General features: G+C 67.3%; 19 protein-coding genes. 11 read left to right on the top strand and 8 right to left on the bottom strand.

Annotated features, from left to right (window positions below; genetic code table 11):
- Nucleotides 1–5 precede the first annotated feature (5 nt).
- On the top strand, nt 6–1,628 hold the full coding sequence (locus F3J43_RS22165; protein WP_166892167.1) for an acyl-CoA synthetase: 1,623 nt from the start codon (nt 6–8) through the stop codon (nt 1,626–1,628).
- 69 nt (nt 1,629–1,697) lie between these two features.
- Nucleotides 1,698–3,467 (top strand): acyl-CoA dehydrogenase C-terminal domain-containing protein, encoded by a 1,770-nt coding sequence (locus tag F3J43_RS22160; protein ID WP_166892164.1) that lies wholly within the window; start codon nt 1,698–1,700, stop codon nt 3,465–3,467.
- 4 nt (nt 3,468–3,471) lie between these two features.
- On the opposite strand, the gene F3J43_RS22155 is transcribed toward F3J43_RS22160, so the two are convergent.
- On the bottom strand, nt 3,472–4,464 hold the full coding sequence (locus F3J43_RS22155; protein ID WP_166892161.1) for a bile acid:sodium symporter family protein: 993 nt from the start codon (nt 4,462–4,464) through the stop codon (nt 3,472–3,474).
- Nucleotides 4,465–4,544: 80 nt separating this feature from the next.
- Between F3J43_RS22155 and F3J43_RS22150 the strand changes: the two genes are divergently transcribed.
- The 4 genes from F3J43_RS22150 to F3J43_RS22135 all read left to right on the top strand — a co-directional run bounded on the left by F3J43_RS22150 (nt 4,545) and on the right by F3J43_RS22135 (nt 7,750).
- Nucleotides 4,545–5,333 (top strand): AraC family transcriptional regulator, encoded by a 789-nt coding sequence (locus F3J43_RS22150; RefSeq protein WP_205298034.1) that lies wholly within the window; start codon nt 4,545–4,547, stop codon nt 5,331–5,333.
- 24 nt (nt 5,334–5,357) lie between these two features.
- Nucleotides 5,358–6,497 carry a class C beta-lactamase gene (gene ampC / locus F3J43_RS22145; protein WP_166892158.1) on the top strand — a complete coding sequence of 380 codons (1,140 nt, stop codon included), beginning with the start codon at nt 5,358–5,360 and terminating at the stop codon, nt 6,495–6,497.
- Nucleotides 6,498–6,898: 401 nt separating this feature from the next.
- Nucleotides 6,899–7,228, top strand: a complete 330-nt coding sequence (locus F3J43_RS22140) for a hypothetical protein (protein ID WP_286184938.1) — start codon at nt 6,899–6,901, stop codon at nt 7,226–7,228.
- A gap of 99 nt (nt 7,229–7,327) precedes the next feature.
- A complete protein-coding gene (locus tag F3J43_RS22135; RefSeq protein ID WP_166892152.1) occupies nt 7,328–7,750 on the top strand; it encodes a group II truncated hemoglobin in 423 nt (140 codons plus the stop codon).
- Here the strand turns inward: F3J43_RS22135 and F3J43_RS22130 are convergent.
- The 4 genes from F3J43_RS22130 to F3J43_RS22115 form a co-directional block, all read right to left on the bottom strand.
- On the bottom strand, nt 7,741–8,046 hold the full coding sequence (locus tag F3J43_RS22130; protein WP_166892149.1) for a hypothetical protein: 306 nt from the start codon (nt 8,044–8,046) through the stop codon (nt 7,741–7,743). The genes F3J43_RS22135 and F3J43_RS22130 overlap by 10 nt on opposite strands.
- Before the next feature lie 145 nt (nt 8,047–8,191).
- Entirely contained in the window at nt 8,192–8,380 is a 189-nt protein-coding gene (locus F3J43_RS22125; protein WP_166892146.1) for a hypothetical protein, read from the bottom strand.
- A 137-nt stretch (nt 8,381–8,517) separates the two neighbouring features.
- A complete protein-coding gene (locus F3J43_RS22120; RefSeq protein WP_166892143.1) occupies nt 8,518–8,838 on the bottom strand; it encodes a YbjQ family protein in 321 nt (106 codons plus the stop codon).
- Nucleotides 8,839–8,904: 66 nt separating this feature from the next.
- Nucleotides 8,905–9,792 carry an EamA family transporter gene (locus F3J43_RS22115; protein WP_166892140.1) on the bottom strand — a complete coding sequence of 296 codons (888 nt, stop codon included), beginning with the start codon at nt 9,790–9,792 and terminating at the stop codon, nt 8,905–8,907.
- Nucleotides 9,793–10,052: 260 nt separating this feature from the next.
- Between F3J43_RS22115 and F3J43_RS22110 the strand changes: the two genes are divergently transcribed.
- Together F3J43_RS22110 and F3J43_RS22105 are read left to right on the top strand one after the other, a co-directional pair.
- Complete coding sequence (locus F3J43_RS22110) at nt 10,053–11,450, top strand: purine-cytosine permease family protein (protein ID WP_166892137.1); 1,398 nt, start codon at nt 10,053–10,055, stop codon at nt 11,448–11,450.
- 126 nt (nt 11,451–11,576) lie between these two features.
- The gene (locus F3J43_RS22105) at nt 11,577–12,884 is read left to right on the top strand and encodes a substrate-binding domain-containing protein (protein ID WP_166892133.1); all 1,308 of its coding nucleotides are present in this window, start codon (nt 11,577–11,579) and stop codon (nt 12,882–12,884) included.
- Between the two features lie 7 nt (nt 12,885–12,891).
- Here F3J43_RS22105 and F3J43_RS22100 read toward each other — a convergent pair whose 3' ends face one another.
- Together F3J43_RS22100 and F3J43_RS22095 are read right to left on the bottom strand one after the other, a co-directional pair.
- Complete coding sequence (locus F3J43_RS22100; protein WP_166892130.1) at nt 12,892–14,226, bottom strand: ATP-binding protein; 1,335 nt, start codon at nt 14,224–14,226, stop codon at nt 12,892–12,894.
- On the bottom strand, nt 14,223–14,930 hold the full coding sequence (locus F3J43_RS22095) for a response regulator (protein ID WP_166892127.1): 708 nt from the start codon (nt 14,928–14,930) through the stop codon (nt 14,223–14,225). Before F3J43_RS22095 ends, F3J43_RS22100 begins: the two co-directional genes overlap by 4 nt.
- 161 nt (nt 14,931–15,091) lie before the next feature.
- Here F3J43_RS22095 and F3J43_RS22090 point away from each other — a divergent pair, with 161 nt between their 5' ends.
- From F3J43_RS22090 to F3J43_RS22080, 3 genes are all read left to right on the top strand, one after another.
- Nucleotides 15,092–15,385 (top strand): hypothetical protein, encoded by a 294-nt coding sequence (locus tag F3J43_RS22090; RefSeq protein ID WP_166892124.1) that lies wholly within the window; start codon nt 15,092–15,094, stop codon nt 15,383–15,385.
- Nucleotides 15,382–16,047 (top strand): DUF3313 domain-containing protein, encoded by a 666-nt coding sequence (locus F3J43_RS22085; protein ID WP_166892121.1) that lies wholly within the window; start codon nt 15,382–15,384, stop codon nt 16,045–16,047. Before F3J43_RS22090 ends, F3J43_RS22085 begins: the two co-directional genes overlap by 4 nt.
- A gap of 123 nt (nt 16,048–16,170) precedes the next feature.
- Nucleotides 16,171–17,163 carry a TerC family protein gene (locus F3J43_RS22080; RefSeq protein WP_166892118.1) on the top strand — a complete coding sequence of 331 codons (993 nt, stop codon included), beginning with the start codon at nt 16,171–16,173 and terminating at the stop codon, nt 17,161–17,163.
- A gap of 10 nt (nt 17,164–17,173) precedes the next feature.
- Here F3J43_RS22080 and glcC read toward each other — a convergent pair whose 3' ends face one another.
- Entirely contained in the window at nt 17,174–17,938 is a 765-nt protein-coding gene (gene glcC, locus F3J43_RS22075) for a transcriptional regulator GlcC (protein WP_166892115.1), read from the bottom strand.
- Nucleotides 17,939–18,088: the final 150 nt, after the last annotated feature.

Here is an 18,088-nt window from a genome sequence, read left to right as displayed (position 1 = left end):
CGCGCATGTCGATCTTCTCCCAGGGCCTGATGCCCGCCCCCGTCAACCACGTCGCGCTCACCCCGCTCAGTTTCATCGAACGCACCGCCGCAGTGTACGGCCAGTACCCGGCCGTGATCCACGGTGCCATCCGCCGCGACTGGCAACAGACCTACGCCCGCTGCCGGCGCCTGGCCAGCGCCCTGCAAGGCCGTGGCATCGGCCGCGGCGACACGGTGGCGGTGATGCTGCCGAACATCCCGGCGATGCTCGAGGCGCACTTCGGCGTGCCGATGATCGGCGCGGTGCTCAACACCCTCAACGTGCGTCTGGACGCCGAGGCCATCGCCTTCATGCTGCGCCATGGCGAGGCCAAGGTGCTGATCGGCGACCGCGAGTTCCACCAGGTGATCGGCGACGCCCTGGCCCTGCTCGAACACCCGCCGCTGGTGATCGACGTCGACGACCCGGAGTATGGCGAGGGCCAGCCGGTCAGCGACCTGGACTACGAAGCGCTGCTCGCCGAAGGCGATCCCGCGTTCGCCTGGGAATGGCCGGATGACGAGTGGCAGGCGATCTCGCTCAACTACACCTCCGGCACCACCGGCAACCCCAAGGGGGTGGTCTACCACCACCGCGGCGCCTACCTCAACGCCCTGGGCAACCAGATGACCTGGGCCATGGGCCACCGTCCGGTGTACCTGTGGACCTTGCCGATGTTCCATTGCAACGGCTGGTGCTACCCCTGGACCGTCACTGCCCTGGCCGGCACCCATGTGTTCCTGCGCCGGGTCGACCCGCAGAAGATCCTCACCCTGATCCGCGAGCATCGGGTCAGCCACCTGTGTGGCGCGCCGATCGTGCTCAATGCCCTGGTCAACATGCCCGATAGCGCCAAGGCAGCCATCGGCCACCCGGTCCAGGCCATGGTCGCCGGCGCCGCGCCACCGGCCAAGGTGATCGGCGCGGTGGAGGAAATGGGCATCCACATCACCCACACCTACGGCCTGACCGAGGTCTACGGGCCGGTCACGGTCTGCGCCTGGCACGAAGAATGGGACACCCTGTCGCTGGATGAGCGCGCCCGGATCAAGTCACGCCAGGGGGTGCGCTACCCGACCCTCGACGGCCTGATGGTCGGCGATCCGCAGACCCTCGAGCCGGTCCCCCGCGACGGCAACACCCTGGGCGAGATATTCATGCGCGGCAACACGGTGATGAAGGGCTACCTGAAGAACCCCGAGGCCACCGCCGAGGCCTTCCGCGGTGGCTGGTTCCATACCGGCGACCTGGCGGTGTGGCATGCCGACGGCTATGTCGAGATCAAGGACCGGCTCAAGGACATCATCATTTCCGGCGGCGAGAACATCTCCACCATCGAGGTCGAGGACACCCTCTACAAGCACCCGGCCGTGCTCGAGGCCGCGGTGGTGGCGCGCCCCGACGACAAGTGGGGCGAGACGCCCTGCGCCTTCGTCGCCCTCAAGACCGGCCATGGCGCCACCCGCGAGGGCGAGATCGTCGCCTGGTGCCGCGAACACCTGGCTGGTTTCAAGGTGCCCAGGACCGTGGTGTTCGGCGAACTGCCCAAGACCAGCACCGGCAAGATCCAGAAATACGTCCTGCGCGACCGCGCCCGGGCTCTCTGACCCCGCCCTGTCCTTGCAGGTGCCGGCCTCGCCGGCGCCTGTCGCCCGATGACCCGACTCGAGACACCGATGAACCACTACAACGCCCCACTGCGCGACATGCATTTCGTCCTCCATGAGGTCTTCGACGGCCCCGCCCTGTGGGCCCGCCTGCCGGCGCTGGCCGAGCGAGTCGACGCCGACACCGCCGACGCCATCCTCGAGGAGGCCGCCAGGCTCACCCACCAGTTGATCGCCCCGCTCAGCCGCAACGGCGACGAGCAAGGCGTCAGCTTCGACAACGGCCAGGTGCGCACCCCCGACGGCTTCCGCGAGGCCTGGCGCACCTACCGCGACGGCGGCTGGGTCGGCCTGGGCGGCAACCCCGAGCATGGCGGCCTGGGCATGCCGAAGATGCTCGCGGTGCTGTTCGAAGAAATGCTCTACGCCGCCGACAGCAGCTTCGCCCTCTATTCGGCGCTCAGCGCCGGCAGTTGCCTGGCCATCGACGCCCATGCCAGCGACGCACTCAAGGCCACTTACCTGGCGCCGCTGTATGCAGGGCGCTGGGCCGGCACCATGTGCCTGACCGAGCCTCACGCCGGCACCGACCTGGGCCTGATCCGCACCCGCGCCGAGCCCCAGGCCGACGGCAGCTACCGCATCAGTGGCAGCAAGATCTTCATCACCGGCGGCGAGCAGGACCTGACCGAGAACATCGTCCACCTGGTGCTGGCCCGCCTGCCCGACGCCCCTGCCGGGCCCAAGGGCATCTCGCTGTTCCTGGTGCCCAAGTGGCGAGTCGAGGCCGATGGCCGGCTGGGCGCGCGCAACGGCGCGCACTGTGGCTCGCTGGAACACAAGATGGGGATCAAGGCCTCGGCTACCTGCGTGATGAACTTCGACGCCGCCGAAGGCTACCTGGTGGGCGAGGCGAACAAGGGCCTGGCGGCGATGTTCACCATGATGAACTACGAACGCCTGTCCATCGGCCTGCAGGGTGTCGGCTGCGCCGAAGCCTCGTACCAGAGCGCCGCGCGCTATGCCAACCAACGCCTGCAGAGTCGCGCCGCCACGGGCACCGGCGACGTACGGCGGCTCGCCGACCCAATCATCGTGCACGGCGATGTGCGGCGCATGCTGCTGACCATGCGCAGCCTCACCGAAGGCGGTCGCGCCTTTGCCGTGTATGTCGGTCAGCACCTGGACCTGGCCCGCTACGCCGAGGACGCCGGCGAGCGCGAACGCGCCCAGCGCCTGGTGGCGCTGCTGACCCCGGTGGCCAAGGCGTTCTTCACCGACAACGGCCTGGAGAGCTGCGTGCTCGGCCAGCAAGTCTTCGGCGGCCACGGCTACATTCGCGAATGGGGCCAGGAACAACGCGTGCGCGACGTGCGTATCGCGCAGATCTACGAAGGCACCAACGGCATCCAGGCCCTCGACCTGCTCGGGCGCAAGGTGCTGGCCGACGGCGGCCAAGCCCTCGCCGGGCTGGCCGCCGAGATCCGCGGGCTCTGTGTCGACGCGCCGCTGTACCGCGAGACGCTGCTGGCTGCACTGGTACGCCTGGAGCAGGTCAGCCAGTGGCTGCAAGCCCGGGTCAGCCAGGACGCCAACCTGGTCAGCGCCTCGGCGGTGGAGTACCTGCACCTGTTCGGCCTGACCCTGTACGCCTACATGTGGGCGCGCATGGCCGCGGCCTCACACCAGCGGCGCGACCAGGACCCGGCCTTCCACGACGCCAAGCTGGCCTGCGCCGCGTTCTATTTCCAGCGCGTGCTGCCGCGCAGCCTGGCCCTGGAGGCGACGATCCGCGCCGGCAGCGCCAGCCTGTACGGCATGGACGCGGAGCAGTTCTGAGGTTTCAGGAGGCGGCGGACGCCTGTTCGCCCTGCTCCTCCCGCGCCGCATAGCGCTGCGCCAGCACCGCGCAGACCATCAGCTGGATCTGGTGGAACAGCATCAGCGGCAGGATCATCGCGCCGATCCCGCCGCCGACGAACAGCACCTGCGCCATCGGCACGCCGGTGGCCAGGCTCTTCTTCGAACCGGCGAACAGGATGGTGATGCGGTCCTCGACACTGAAGCCCAGCACCCGCCCGAGCAAGCGCGTCCCCAGCAGCACCACCGCCAGCAGGATCCCGCACACGGCGAACAGCCCGGCCAGGTGCGGCGCCGAGACGGTATGCCACAAGCCGGTGACCACCGCCTCGCTGAACGCGGTATAGACCACCAGCAGGATCGAACCCTGATCGACCACCTTCAGCCAGCGCGCATTGCGCTTGACCCAGTTGCCGATCCAGCGGCGGGCGACCTGCCCCGCCACGAACGGCACCAGCAGTTGCAAGGTGATCTTGAGCACCGCGTCCAGCCCCGAACCGGTGTCGCCGGATGCGCCCAGCAACAGCATCACCAGCACCGGGGTGAGGAAGATCCCCAGCAGGCTCGAGGCCGCGGCGCTGCAGATCGCCGCCGGCACGTTGCCGCGGGCCAGCGAGGTGAAGGCGATGGCCGACTGCACCGTGGCCGGCAGCGCGCACAGGTAGAGCACACCCAGGTACAGCTCGTTGCCCACCAGCGGCACGAACAACGGCTTGAACGCCAGGCCCAGCAGCGGGAACAGCACGAAGGTGCAGGAGAACACCAGCAGGTGCAGGCGCCAGTGACCGGCCCCGGCGATGATCGCCTCGCGCGACAGCTTGGCACCATGCAGGAAGAACAGCAGGCCGATGGCCAAGTTGGTCAGCCAGCCGAACACCAGCGCGCCCTCGCCGGAGCACGGCAGCACGGTGGCGATGAACACCACCCCGAGCAGAGCCAGGGTGAAGTTGTCGAACAGCATGCGCAAATATTTCATCACAGATTCCGTCTTGTCATTGTGCAAGCCTGGACGATAAGGTCTGCCCCCTTGTGTCGCTAACGCCGGAACCCCTGCCAGTGTCGCCCAACGGACACCACGAGACCCGCCTCGACGCCCTCAGGCGACTGCCACGCCCGGTTTTCGGCCAGGCCGGCAGCCTGCCGAACATCGCCCTGGGCTACCGCCACCAGCACCCCTGGGGGCAGTTGTCACATGCAGGCGAGGGGGTGTTGCGGGTCCGTACCGCCGAAGGCCTGTACCTGGTGCCGCCACAGCATGCGGTGTGGATCGCCGCCCGGGTGCCGCACCAGGTCAGCTGCGACGCCGATACCCGTATCCGCAGCCTGTACATCGAGCCCGACGCCCTGCCCTGGCCCGCTGGCCAATGCCGCGTGATCGCCGTCGACAACCTGCTTGGCGAGCTGATCCAGACCTTCGCCGGATTACCGGTAGAATACGACCGCGAAGGCGCCGACGGGCGCCTGGTACAGGTACTGCTCGATCGCCTGGCCTGCGCCCGCGAGGCGCCCCTGCTGCTGCCGCTGCCCCACGACCGCCAACTGCGACGCATCTGCGACCGTCTCCAGACCGCGCCGGACGACGAGCGCAGCCTGGCGGACTGGGCGCGGCACCTGGGGCTGGCGGAAAAGACCCTGAGCCGGCGCTTCGTGCGTGAAACCGGCCTGACCTTCCGCCTCTGGCGCCAACGCGTACGCCTGCTCAGCGCCTTGCCGGCACTGCGCCGGGGCGAGCGGGTGACCGACATCGCCCTGGCTTGCGGCTACGCATCGCTGTCGGCCTTCAGCGCCGCATTCGGCGAACACTTCGGCCAGCCACCCGGCAAGTTCCTGCGCCAACGACCTTAACCCCGCGACAAGGAAAACAACCTTATGACACGCCCTCTTCCCCTGCTGCTGGCCAGCGCCCTGGCACTGGCCGCCCCGCAACTCCCCGCCGCCGAGCTGCAGGCCACGGTCGACGGCATCATCCAGCCGCTGATGCGCGAGCAAGGCATCGCCGGCATGGCCGTGGCGGTCTACGCCAACGGCCAGTCGCACTACTTCAACTACGGCCTGGCCAACACGCATAACCAGCAGGCCGTGACCCGCGACACACTGTTCGAGGTCGGCTCGGTGAGCAAGGTCTATACCGCCACCCTCGCTGCCCTGGCCAGCGCCGAGGGCAAGCTCGACCTGAACGCCCCAGCCAGCCGCTACCAGCCCGCCCTGGCCGGCACCGCGATCGGCGAGGCCAGCGTGCTGGAACTGGGCGCCTACAGCGGCGACTGCCTGCCGTTGCAGTTCCCTGACGAGGTGAAGACCCCGCAACAGACCCTGGCCTTCTACCAGCACTGGCAACGGCGCAGCGAGCACGGCACCCAGCGCTGCTATTCCAACCCGAGCCTGGGGCTGTTCGGCGACCTCGCGGCACGGGCGCAGCAGCGGCCATTCGCCGAGCTGATGCGCACGCAACTGCTGCCGCGTCTGGGCCTGCAGCACACCTACCTGGAAGTCCCGGCCAACGCTCGTGGCCTCTACGCCCAGGGCTACGACGCCAACGACAAGCCGGTGCGGGTCGGCCCCGGGCCTTACGCCGACGAGGCCTATGGCATCAAGACCAGTGCCAGCGACCTGCTACGTTATGTGCAGTTGCAACTGCAACCGGATAGCCTCGATCCGGCGCTGCGCAAGGCCATCGCCATCACCCAGGGCGGCTACTTCCAGGTCGGCGCCATGACCCAGGGCCTGGGTTGGGAACGCTACGCCTACCCGGTGACGCTCGACACCCTGCTGGCCGGCAATAGCCCGAGCATGATCCGCGAGTCCCAGGCAACTCAGGCGCTGAGCCCCGCGGCGCCCGCCGAAGCTGCCGCCTGGTACAACAAGACCGGTGCCACCAATGGCTTCGGCGCCTATGTCGCGTTCGTGCCGTCGAAGCAACTGGGCATCGTCCTGCTGGCCAACCGCAACTACCCCAACGAAGCCCGCGTGCGCGCCGCACAGCGGATCCTCTCCAGCCTGGAGCCCTGACGCATGTCATTGATGCTCGGCAAGGCCTCTTCGATCAATCCGCGGCAACGCCCGGATTAGCTCGAGCCCGGCGACAACAGCCTTGCCTGACAGGAAAAGCAGGATTGTCAGACAAGATGTAGTGCTTGAAGATTTTCACTACAAAACTGTTGACGCCCTTCCCAGGCCTTGTGCATGATGAGGCCGTCTCCCTGATCGGGAGCGGTGGCAAGGGTGTTCCAGATGGCCTGCGCGGTAACGCAGGCCATCCGTGGAGAGGGAAACTGCCCAGAAGGCAGCGTGAGAAAGCCCCTGTTGCGATGCTGCTGTAGCAGCCTTGGTTAGCGCGCTACATGGTGTGGCGCCGAATGTGAAATTCACCGACGAACTTCACCGACGAATAGAGTAATGGGGGCTTTATGATGAACTTGAACAACAATCCAACCATCGACCAACTCGCTCAGCTGTTCGCCACGCGCAAGGACAGCCTGGACGACCACCTGCTGTGGGTCAGCCAGTCCGGCGAAGTCCGCCTGGACCGCCTGCCGCCGAACACGGTCGAAGACGAATTCGAATCGCACATGCCCAGCATGCGCGCCCGCTTCAAGGTCTACCGCCGTGGCCAGGGCTACGTCGGCAAGAAGGCCGCCGCCGACACCGCGTTCGTCGGCCGCGTACTGCAGACCCTGCAACAAGAATGGCCCGGCGCCCGCGAGCGCCAGGCAATCAAGGTGATCGACTCGCTGAACTGATACCGTGCAGTAGCTGATACACCGCTTCTTGAGCCCGGCCCCCAAGGCCGGGCTTTTTCATGCCTGCTAGAATGCATCCCCCTTGCACAGGAGCACTCGATGGACACCCCTGAATTCGGCAACGGCGATGCGTCCTATCAGGCAGCTGGCGGTATCGACGGCCTGCGTCGACTGGTCGAGGATTTCTACCGGTTGATGGACGAACGCCCCGCGGCCCTCGCCCTGCGTCGCCTGCACCCGCAAGACCTGGCCGCCTCGCGGGACAAGCTGGCGTGTTTTCTCAGTGGCTGGCTCGGCGGTCCGCGGCTGTACAGCGAACGCTACGGCTCGATCGCCATCCCCTCGTTCCATGCCCAGTGGCCGATAGACCAGACGCTGAGCGACCAGTGGCTCGACTGCATGGCCCAGGCCATCGCCCTGCAACCCTGGTCGACAGCCTTCGCCGAGTACCTGCTGCGCCAGTTGCGGGTGCCGGCCGAACGCATCGTCCAGGCCAGCCGCAATCGCCACGCTCAGGCCTGAAGCCGACGCGGCTCGGCCTGGGGCAGCGGCAAGGCGCCGGTGGCCAGGGCCCGGGCGCGATCCACGCCCCAGACCAGCGCGCGGGTCATGGTCTGGCCAGGGAGAGCGGGGTAGTACTCCTCCAGCAAGGCCACGCCATCGCGGGCATACAGCCCGATGAACAACTGCGTGGCCCCCAGCCGCGACAGGCGCACCTGCACATCGATGCTGGTGCCGTCGCTCAGTTCCTCGTCGTGACTACGGCTGTGCAGCTGGGCATCGGCCCATTGCCAGTAGGTCTCTTCCCTGATTCGCATTGAGGTCAATACTCCATGTCGGCAAATGCCGCGCAAGAAAAGCACAGTCGCGGGCGTCCGGCGAGGACGACCCGCCGATACCATGCGCAGGATCAAGGAATGCAAAAAAAACCCCGCCGTTGGGCGGGGCGGGGTGTGCGTCGGTTCACTTCTTCACCGGGAACCTGGGGGTGAAACGGCCCTTCTTGAAGCGCTGCAGGTGCACAGGGCGCATCTGCTCCGAATCGTCCAGGGTCATGTTGGCAAAGCCCAGGCGAAACGCCGACTGGCCGCAACGTACCTGGCTGTTGATCGGAAACGCATCGTTCAGGTCTTCGAAATAGCTGTCGCTCATGCCCGTGTCTCCCTCAAGTGCTGACCGTGCCGGCAGACTGCGTGTCTGCCTGATCTGCGGCGGCCCGATGAAGTGAGACTAGCCGGTCATTTGCAGACCGGTCGGACAAAAAATCCCTGCCCGACCGGCGGCTGCGGTCACTTCAAGCGCACTGCCGTGCCGGTGGCGAACACCACGACCATGCCGCCCTGGACCGACGGCATGCTGATCTCGAAGTCCACGCCTACCACCGCATCGGCTTGCAACTGCCGTGCCCGCGCCTTGAGTTCCTCGGTGGCCTGCTCGCGGGCCTCCTTCAGCGCGCTTTCCAGGGTCTGCGAGCGACCACCGAAGAAATCGCGAAAGCGTGTGAAGAAATCGCGCACGAAGTTGATCCCCTGCACCGATTCGGCGCTGACCACGCCAAGGTACTCGGCGACGGGGCGGCCTTCGAGCTGGCTGGTGGTGCTGATGATCATGCTGCTGACTCCCGGGTGCGATAAAAACGGCGATCCTAGCAAATCACCGCCCGCCCGCGCCCGGTCTTATTGCGCGCAGACCGCGCGCAGGCGTTGCCCCAGGCGTGAGCCGAACACATTGACCAGCAGGCCGAGCATCACCAGCAGCGCGCCCCAACCCTGGGTCGGGCTCAGCCGCTCGCCCAGCAGCAACGCCGAGGAACTCAGGCCGATCACCGGCACCAGCAGCGAGAACGGCGCCACCTTGCCTGCCGGGTGGCGCGACAGCAACGTGCTCCACAGGCTGTAGCCGATCATGGTGGCGACGAAGGCCAGGTAGGCCAGGGCCAGCACCGAACTCCAGCCGATGTTGGCCAGGGCGTGGCCAATAAGCTCCGGCCCCTCGAGCCACCACGACAGCGCCAGGAACGGCAGTGGCGGAATCAGTCCGCCCCAGATCACCAGGGCCACCAGGTCGACCTGGCCGAAGCGCCGGGTAATGATGTTGCCCATGCCCCACATGGCGCCGGCGCACAGGGTCAGCAACAAGGCGATCAGCGGCACGTGGCTGCTGTTCTCGCTGCCGATCACCGCCAACCCGCTGGCGGCCACCAGCAGCCCCAGGACACTGGCCAGGCGCAGCCGCTCACCGAGGAACAGGGCGGCAAAACCAAGGGTGAAGAATGCCTGGGACTGCAGCACCAGGGACGCCAGCCCTGGCGGCATGCCGCTGTACATGGCCTGGAACAGGAAGGCGAACTGGCCCAGCGAGATGGTCGCGCCATAGGCGATCAACCAGCGCCATGGCAGGTTCGGCCGACGCACCAGGAAGACTGCCGGAAACGCCACCAGGGCAAACCGCAGGGCGCCGAGCAACATCGGCGGCAGGCCGTCGAGGCCGACCTTGATCACCACGAAATTGACGCCCCAGGCGATGATCACCACCAGGGCGATCAGCAGGTCCTTGAGTGGCATGCACGCATTCCTTCTTCAGGCTTGTTCTAGACATATTTCGTAACAGCATAAGGGGCTTTTCAGGCCACGGACCAGCACAGTTGCGCAACGCCGTTGCATAACAGTGCGCTGTGATGGCCAATCGAGTGGGACGAAGCCAGGAGCAAGCTTCACTTGACCGGACTTGTATAGACATGCTCAGATCCTGACTCGGCCATCCTCCCTGCGTTCCGCCGATGGCCACCGCCCCCGACAAAAACAACGAAGCGGAGCCCTCCCCGATGTCCAGCAAACCTGTGATCGAGCGGCGCTCGATCGACTACATCCCCGAATCCGAACGCCATGGACGCGTGTACAGCCAGTTCACCATGTGGCTGGGCGCCAACCTGCAGATCACCGCGATCGTCACCGGCGCCCTGGCGGTGGTGCTGGGCGGCGATGTGTTCTGGTCGTTGCTCGGCCTGCTGCTCGGGCAACTGATCGGCGGCGCGGTGATGGCCCTGCATGCCGCCCAGGGCCCACGCCTGGGGCTGCCGCAGATGATTTCCAGCCGGGTCCAGTTCGGCGTGTACGGCGCGGCCATCCCCATGGTGCTGGTGTGCCTGATGTACCTGGGCTTCACCGCCACCGGCACGGTGCTGTCCGGCCAGGCCATCGGCCAATTGCTCGACGTCAGCGACAGTACCGGCATCCTGATCTTCGCCGCGGTGATCGTGCTCGTCACCCTGGCCGGCTACCGGGTGATCCACTGGATCGGCCGCCTGGCCAGCGTGCTGGGGATCATCGCCTTCGTCTACCTGTTCAGCCGTATCCTGATGCTGGCCGACATCGGCCAGTTGCTCGGCAATCGCCACTTCACCTGGGCCAGCTTCCTGCTCGCGGTGTCGCTGGCGGCGTCCTGGCAGATCGCCTTCGGCCCGTACGTCGCCGACTACTCGCGCTACCTGCCCAGCAGCACCTCGCCGGTGAAGACCTTCCTCGCCGCTGGGCTGGGCTCGGTGATCGGCGCCCAGGCCTCGATGATCCTCGGCGTGTTCGCCGCCGCCATCGCTGGCGGCCAGTTCTCCGGGCACGAAGTGGCCTACATCGTCGGCCTCGGTGGTGCCGGCACCACTGCGGCGCTGCTGTACTTCAGCATCGCCTTCGGCAAGGTGACCATCTCCACCCTCAACAGCTATGGCAGCTTCATGTGCATCGCCACCATCGTCAGCGGTTTTCGTGGCCACCTGAACATCAGCCGAGCGCAGCGCCTGCTGTTCGTGCTCGTCATCGTCGGTGCCGCGACCCTGGTTGCCCTGCTCGGCCAGCACTCGTTCCTCAGTGCGTTCAAGTCGTTCATCCTGTTCCTGCTGACCTTCTTCGTGCCGTGGAGCGCGGTGAACCTGGTGGACTACTACTGCATCACCCGCGAGCGCTACGACATTCCGGCACTGGCCGACCCCGAGGGCCGCTACGGACGCTGGAACTGGCCGGGGATCATCGTCTATACCGTCGGCGTGCTGGTGCAGATGCCGTTCATCGACACCAAGTTGTACACCGGGCCGATGGTGGCGCACCTGGGCGGCGTGGACGTGTCGTGGCTGATCGGGCTGGTGGTGCCGAGCGTGCTGTACTACTGCGTGGCCCGCAGCCGGGCGCGCGAGGTGCCGGCCCACATCATCGTGCCCGAGACCCACTGACGACAGCCACAGGCGCCGGCCTTGCCGGCGTCTGTGCGTTGCGGATGCACCTCCCCAGCCGCTGTCATCGCTTCGTCACGCCATTGTCGTAATCTCCAGCGCACCTCCATGCCAAAGGTACCCGGCATGCCGCGCCTGCTCCTGCTGCTGTTCTGCCTGTTTCCCGTGCTGGCCCTGGCCGAGCCGGCGCAGTTGCGCATCCAGGGCTCCAACACCATCGGCGCTGCCCTGGGCCCGGCACTGGTCCGCGGCTTGCTGCAGGCCCAAGGGGCAACGGCCATCGAAACCCGCCCCGGCAACGTCGCCAACGAAACCCAGATTCGGGCGCGCGGGCGCGACGGTCAGGCACTGCGCATCGAGATCGCCGCCCATGGCTCGAGCACCGGCTTTGCCGCCCTGGCCCGCGGCGACGCCGACCTGGCCGCCGCCTCGCGCCCCATCAGCGACCCCGAGGCGCAGCAGTTGCAGGCCCTGGGCGACCTGCGCGGGGCCGAGGCCGAGCAGGTGATCGGCCTGGACGGCGTGGCCGTGATCGTCCATCCCGACAACCCGTTGCCGCAACTGACCACCGAGCAATTGGCGCAGATCTTTTCTGGCCAGGTGCAGCGCTGGGAACAACTCGGCGTACCGGGCGGCGCGATCCACCTGTACGCGCGCGACGATCGCTCCGGCACCTTCGAGACCTTCAGGGCGCTGGTGCTCGACCCGCGGCACGCCGCGCTGTCGCCCCAGGCACGACGCTTCGAGTCGGCCGAGGCACTGGCCGAGCAGGTCAAGCGCGACCGCCAGGCCATTGGTTTCAGCGGCCTGGCCACGGTCCACGGGGCCAAGGTGCTGGCCGTGGCCGAAGGCGACGCCCTCGCCCTGCCCCCCAGCCGTGCCCTGGTGGCCAGCGAGGACTACCCGCTGTCGCGCCGCCTGTTCTTCTACCTGCCCCGCCACGCCCGCCCCCAGGCCCGGGCGCTGGCCGAATTCGCGCAGAGCCCGGCCGGCCAGGCGATCGTCGCCGAGCAAGGTTTCGTCGCCCAGCAGATCAAGGCCCTGCCAGTGCCGGTTCAGGCCGACATGCCGCCGCGCTACCGCGCCCTGGCCCAGGAGGCCAGCCGGCTGACCGTGAACTTCCGTTTCCAGGAAGGCAGCGCCAGCCTCGACAACAAGGCCCTGCGCGATGTGCAACGGGTCGGCGACTACCTGCGCCAGGCCGCCAAGCTGCACGACCAGGCGGTGCTGGTGGGCTTCGGCGACCCCAAGGCCACCCCGGGACGCGCGGCCCTGCTCTCGCGCCTGCGGGCCATGGCCGTGCGCCGGGAACTAGCCCGGGTCGGAGTGGAGGTCAAGGAAGTGACCGGCATGGGCGACGAACTGCCGGTGGCCGGCAACGACCTGGAACAAGGGCGCCTGCGCAACCGCCGGGTCGAAGTCTGGGTCTATTGAACCCGGCTCAGCGCCAGTCGGGCAGCACCACCCGCGCCACCAGCCCGCCGTCGGCGCGATTGCGCAATGTCAGCTCCCCGCCCTGTTCGCGCACACTCGCCCGGGCGGCCGACAACCCCAGCCCGACCCCGCCAGTGTCGCGATTGCGTGAGCCTTCCAGGCGGTAGAACGGCTCGAACACCTGCTGCAAGGCCGCTTCGGGAATGCCCGGGCCATCGTCGCCGATCTCGATGATCAGTGCCTGTTCGCCACGACTCAGTTCGATACACGGGTTACAGGCGTATTTCACGGCGTTGTCCAGCAGGTTGACCACCACACGCTTGATCGCCAGCGGACGCCCTTCGTGCACCAGGTGCGCCGGCCCCTCGAAACCGATGCCGATGCCCTGGTCGCGGTAGTCGTCGACGATGGTCTGCAACAGCTCCGACAGGTCATAGGCCGTGGCCGGCTCGACCTGGGTGCCCTCGCGGAAGAACGCCAGGGCGGCGTTGATCATGGTCTGCATTTCCTCGACATCGCGCACCAGCTTGCGCTGGTGGTCGAGGTCTTCCATGAATTCGCTGCGCAGGCGCATGCGGGTCAGTGGCGCGCGCAGGTCGTGGGAGATCGCCGCGAGCATCTGCGTGCGCTCGCGGATGAAATGCTGGATCTGCGCCTGCATGGTGTTGAAGGCGACGATGGCCTGGCGGATCTCGTCGGGGCCCTCGATGTCGATGGGTGGAGCCTGCAGGTCACCGCCGAAGCGCCGCGCGGCACTGGCGAAACGTTGCAACGGGCTGGCCAGCTGGCGGGTGGCCAGCCAGGCCACCAGCAAGGTGGCCAGCAGGCCCAGGCCGAACACCACGGCAATCCGCGCCTGCACGCTCAGGCCCCAGCTGCGCTCAGGGGCGACGAACGCGAGCCAGCTGCCGTCGGCCAGCGGCACCAGCGCCATGTAGTGCGCCTGGGGGCTGCCCGGCGGCCAGTCACCCGGGCTGAACACTTCGATTTCGCCCGCCTGCGCCAGCGCCTGGCCCAGCACCGGCACCTTGCCCGGATCAACCCGCGCCCCGACGCCCGGCAGCCCGAAGCCATCGCGCCGCGCTCCCCAGCGCACCTGCAACGCGCTGCTGCTCGCCGCCTGCGCCAACTCCCCGCGCAACGGCGCCGGAGCAGCCTGTACCAGGCGCGTGGTCACCGCGATCTGCTCCAGCAACCCAGTCCGCTCGATAGGCGGTCGCGCCCAGATCCCGGCCACCTGGAAGAACAGCGCATTGAGCGCCAGCGAAGCCACCATCGCCGCCAGGATGGTCAGGGCGATTCGCCGCTGCAGGCTGTCGCGGCGCAGCAGTCGGCGAATCACCCGCGGCTGACCTTGGCGGTGAACAGGTAACCGCCATTGCGCACCGTGCGGATCAGGTCCGGGCGCTTGCTGTCCGGTTCGATCTTGCGCCGCAGGCGGCTGACCTGCACATCGATGCTGCGGTCGAAGGCGTCATGGCCCTGGCCGTGGGTAAGGTCGATCAGTTGCTCGCGGGTGAGGATGCGCTGGGGGTGCTCGAGAAACACCACCAGCAAGTCGAACTCGCCCCCCGACAACGGGATCATCACGTTCTGCGGCGAACGCAACTCGCGGCAGGTGATATCCAGGTGCCAGCCGGCAAAGCCGATCACCGGCCGCGCCGGCGCCGCTGCCACGGGCTGTTCGCCGGCGCGGCGCTGCACGGCACGCAACCGGGCGAGCAACTCGCGCGGGGCGAACGGTTTGGTCAGGTAGTCGTCGGCGCCCAGTTCCAGGCCGACGATGCGGTCGCTGAGTTCGGCCATGGCGGTGAGCATGATGATCGGGATGCCGGCCTGGGCACGGACCTTCTGGCACAGGGTCAGGCCGTCCTCGCCGGGCAGCATCAGGTCGAGGATGATGGTGTCCGGCCGCTGGCGGGCGATGGCCGCCCACATCGCCTGGCCATCGCTGGCCAGGTCCACCTCGTAGCCGTGCTGCATGAAGAACTTCTTCAGCAGCGCCAGGATTTCCACATCGTCGTCGACGATCAGCAGTCTGCTCACGTTGCCAGTGTCCGGTTGGAAAAACGGCGACTCTAAGGCCAATGGCCGGCCCAGGTCATATATTTCAATCGAGCAACATTCCATCAACCCGGACATCAAGCGGACATCGCCGGGCAAAGAACCGCGTGCACCCTGCTGGCTTTCCATTGCCAGGTGCCGCCATGAACCCTTCCAACCGCGCCAACTGCAGCGCCGAGCTCAGCCCGACCGCACTGCTCCTCGCCCACCGCGCCAGCGCTCGCGAGCAAGGGCCGCTGATCGTCCAGCAAGCCAGCCTGGCACTGAGCGACGACCAGCAACGCATCGTCCTGCGCCGCTACTTCGAGCACTACAGCCCGGAGGGCGGCGAATGGGTCGAGTATGTGCACAGCGTCGAGACCCGCGACCTGATCCACTGGATGATGGCCCAGGGACAGCTGCAGGTCGACTGCCCGGCAGCGGGCAACGCCCAATGAGCCGCCGCCGCTGGCTCCTGCTGGCCGGTTGCCTGGGCCTGTCGGCCTGCGCCGGCAAGCCGAACGCCCCCGTCAATGCCGGTTTCCTGCATGATTACGACGCCCTCGGCGAGCGCCGTGCGGCCTCGGGGCAGACCGTGCGAGGCTGGGTCGCCGCCGACCTGAAGCCGGGCAGCTACCACAAGGTCTACCTGGAACCGACCTGGTTCAATCCGGCCCTGGCACCGAGCGAGCGCATCCCGCTCAGCACCCTGATCAACATCGGAGGCTACTACGACGCGGCCCTGCGTCGTGAGCTGGGCAAGGTGATGACCGTGGTCGACAGCCCAGGCCCGGACACCCTGGTGGTGAAACCGGCGATCACCCGTGTCGCCACCCATACCCAGGGCCTGCGGTTCTATGAATGGTTGCCGGTGACCCTGGTGGCCGCTGGCGTGAGCAGCGCCGTCGGCATCCGTGACCAGGACAGCGAGATCGCCACCGAAGTGTCGTTCGAGGCTGGCACCAGCGGCCGGGTGGTGGCCGAGCTGCAACGTACCGGCACCGGCACGCCGCTGGAGAACGATCGCCAGGTACTGACCGCGCACGAGGTCAAGGCCGTGCTCGACGGCTGGGCCGACGATCTGCGCCAGGACTGCATGGGGGCTGGCAACGAAATGTAACAGCCTCGCCAGGCTCGCCCCGATATTGGCAACTAGGCTCAAGCCAGTGTGATGCCGGGCCCCTCTGACGGTTTGCGCCGCCATGTCGGAATCACTGTGTTCTCGACAATCCAGGAGGGGCCCATGACCGCTCTGCAGACATTCCTGCTCACCCCGTTCCTCGGTACCAGCGCCTGGTTGTGGCTGGTGTTCATCGTCATCGTCATTGCCTTGCTGGTCCTCGACCTGGGCGTGTTACACCGCCAGGACCGCGAGATCGGCATGCGCGAGAGCCTGCTGCTGTACGCCGGCTACTTCAGCGTCGGCGTGCTGTTCGGCGTGTGGGTCTGGCACCAGTTGGGCGCCCAGGCGGCGCTGGAGTTCTACACCGGGTTCCTGGTCGAGCAGTCGCTGTCGATGGACAACGTGTTCGTCATGGCGATGATCTTCGGCTTCTTCGCCATCCCCCGTCGCTATCAGCACCGCGTGCTGTTCTGGGGCATCCTCGGCGTGGTGCTGCTGCGGGCGCTCATGATCGGCGTGGGCGCGGCGCTGGTGCAGCATTTCGCCTGGGTGCTGTACCTGTTCGGCGCCTTCCTGCTGATCACCGGGGTGAAGATGGCGCTGGCCAGGGAGGACGCCCATCCGGACCTTGCCAACAACCCGGTACTGCGCTTCGTGCGCCGGCACATGCGGGTCACCGACCAGTTGCATGACCGGCACTTCTTCGTCCGCCTCGCGCCGCCCGGCACCCGCCAGGCCTTGCTGCATGCCACACCGTTGTTCCTCGCCCTGGTGCTGATCGAACTGGCCGACCTGGTGTTCGCCGTCGACAGCGTGCCGGCGATCTTCGCCATCACCCAGGATCCGTTCATCGTCTACACCTCGAACATCTTCGCCATCCTCGGCCTGCGCTCGTTGTACTTCGCCTTGTCGGCGCTGATGCACCGGTTCGTCTACCTGAAGTACGCGCTGGCGCTGGTATTGATCTTCATCGGCTGCAAGATCTTCTGGCACGGCCTGGTGGGCGCGGTGCCGGCGGCGCTGTCGCTGGGGGTGACGTTCGGCCTGCTGCTCGCCGGGGTGCTGCTGTCGTTGCTGCGTACCCGGAGCAAGGTCGACGAGGCCAGGCAGTAGAGCTGCCTGCTCAGCCCCAGCCATCCATGCGCATGGTCGCCCGCACCAGGCGCTGCTGCTCCTGCTCCAGTTCGCGCAGGCTGTCGCGGATGCCCTGGATATGCTCGCGGGCGGCACGCTGGGCCTGCTCGGGCAACTGCTCCATCACCGCCTGGTACAGACGCGCATGCTGGCGGTCGATCTGGCGCTTCTGTGCCGGTCGGCCGTACAGGTTGTTGACCGAGGCGAACACCGTGCTCAAGGTCAGGTCGCTGAGCGACTGCAAGGTGTGCACCAGCACCGGATTGTGCGAAGCCTCGCTGATGGCGCGGTGGAAGGCATGGTCGCGTCGGGCATGCTCGCGCGGATCGATGACATCGCCGCCGGCATGGCCGGCGAGCATGTCCTCGTAGCGGCGCCGGATCAGCAGGCGGTCGACCTCGGTGGCGCGCAGCGCCGCCAGCCGCGCCGACTCGGCCTCCAGCAACGCCCGTACCTCGAGCAGGTCGTACAAGGTGCGCGGCTGCGAGCCGAACAGGTGCAGCAGCGGGCTGACGGCGCCACCACCGTTGAGGTCGGCGACGAACGAGCCGCGCCCGTGCTCGGTATCGATGATCCCACGTCCCCTCAGGATACGCAGGCCTTCGCGCAGGGCTGAACGCGAACAACCCAGCTTGTCCACCAGGCGCCGCTCCGAAGGCAGCGCCTGGCCGACCTTGAGCACCCCATCGACGATCAGTTTCTCGACCCGCTCGGCCACCTGCTCGGCGATCTTCACCCTGCCCTGCTCCTGCATGCATGTTGCTCCAACTGGTAGGACCACTGCCAGCACAGCCAGCGGACAATGTCGCGGCAACCCCGCAACGCCACAGCCAAGCGTAGCCATTGTCATGAGAACTGGTAGGACCAGTCAGTAAACCGCTCGACGCGAACTGTTCGCCCCGCG

This window comes from Pantoea sp. Cy-639 (assembly GCF_011752525.1).
GTDB lineage: Bacteria > Pseudomonadota > Gammaproteobacteria > Pseudomonadales > Pseudomonadaceae > Aquipseudomonas.
This window is presented reverse-complemented; position numbering and strand designations above follow the sequence as displayed.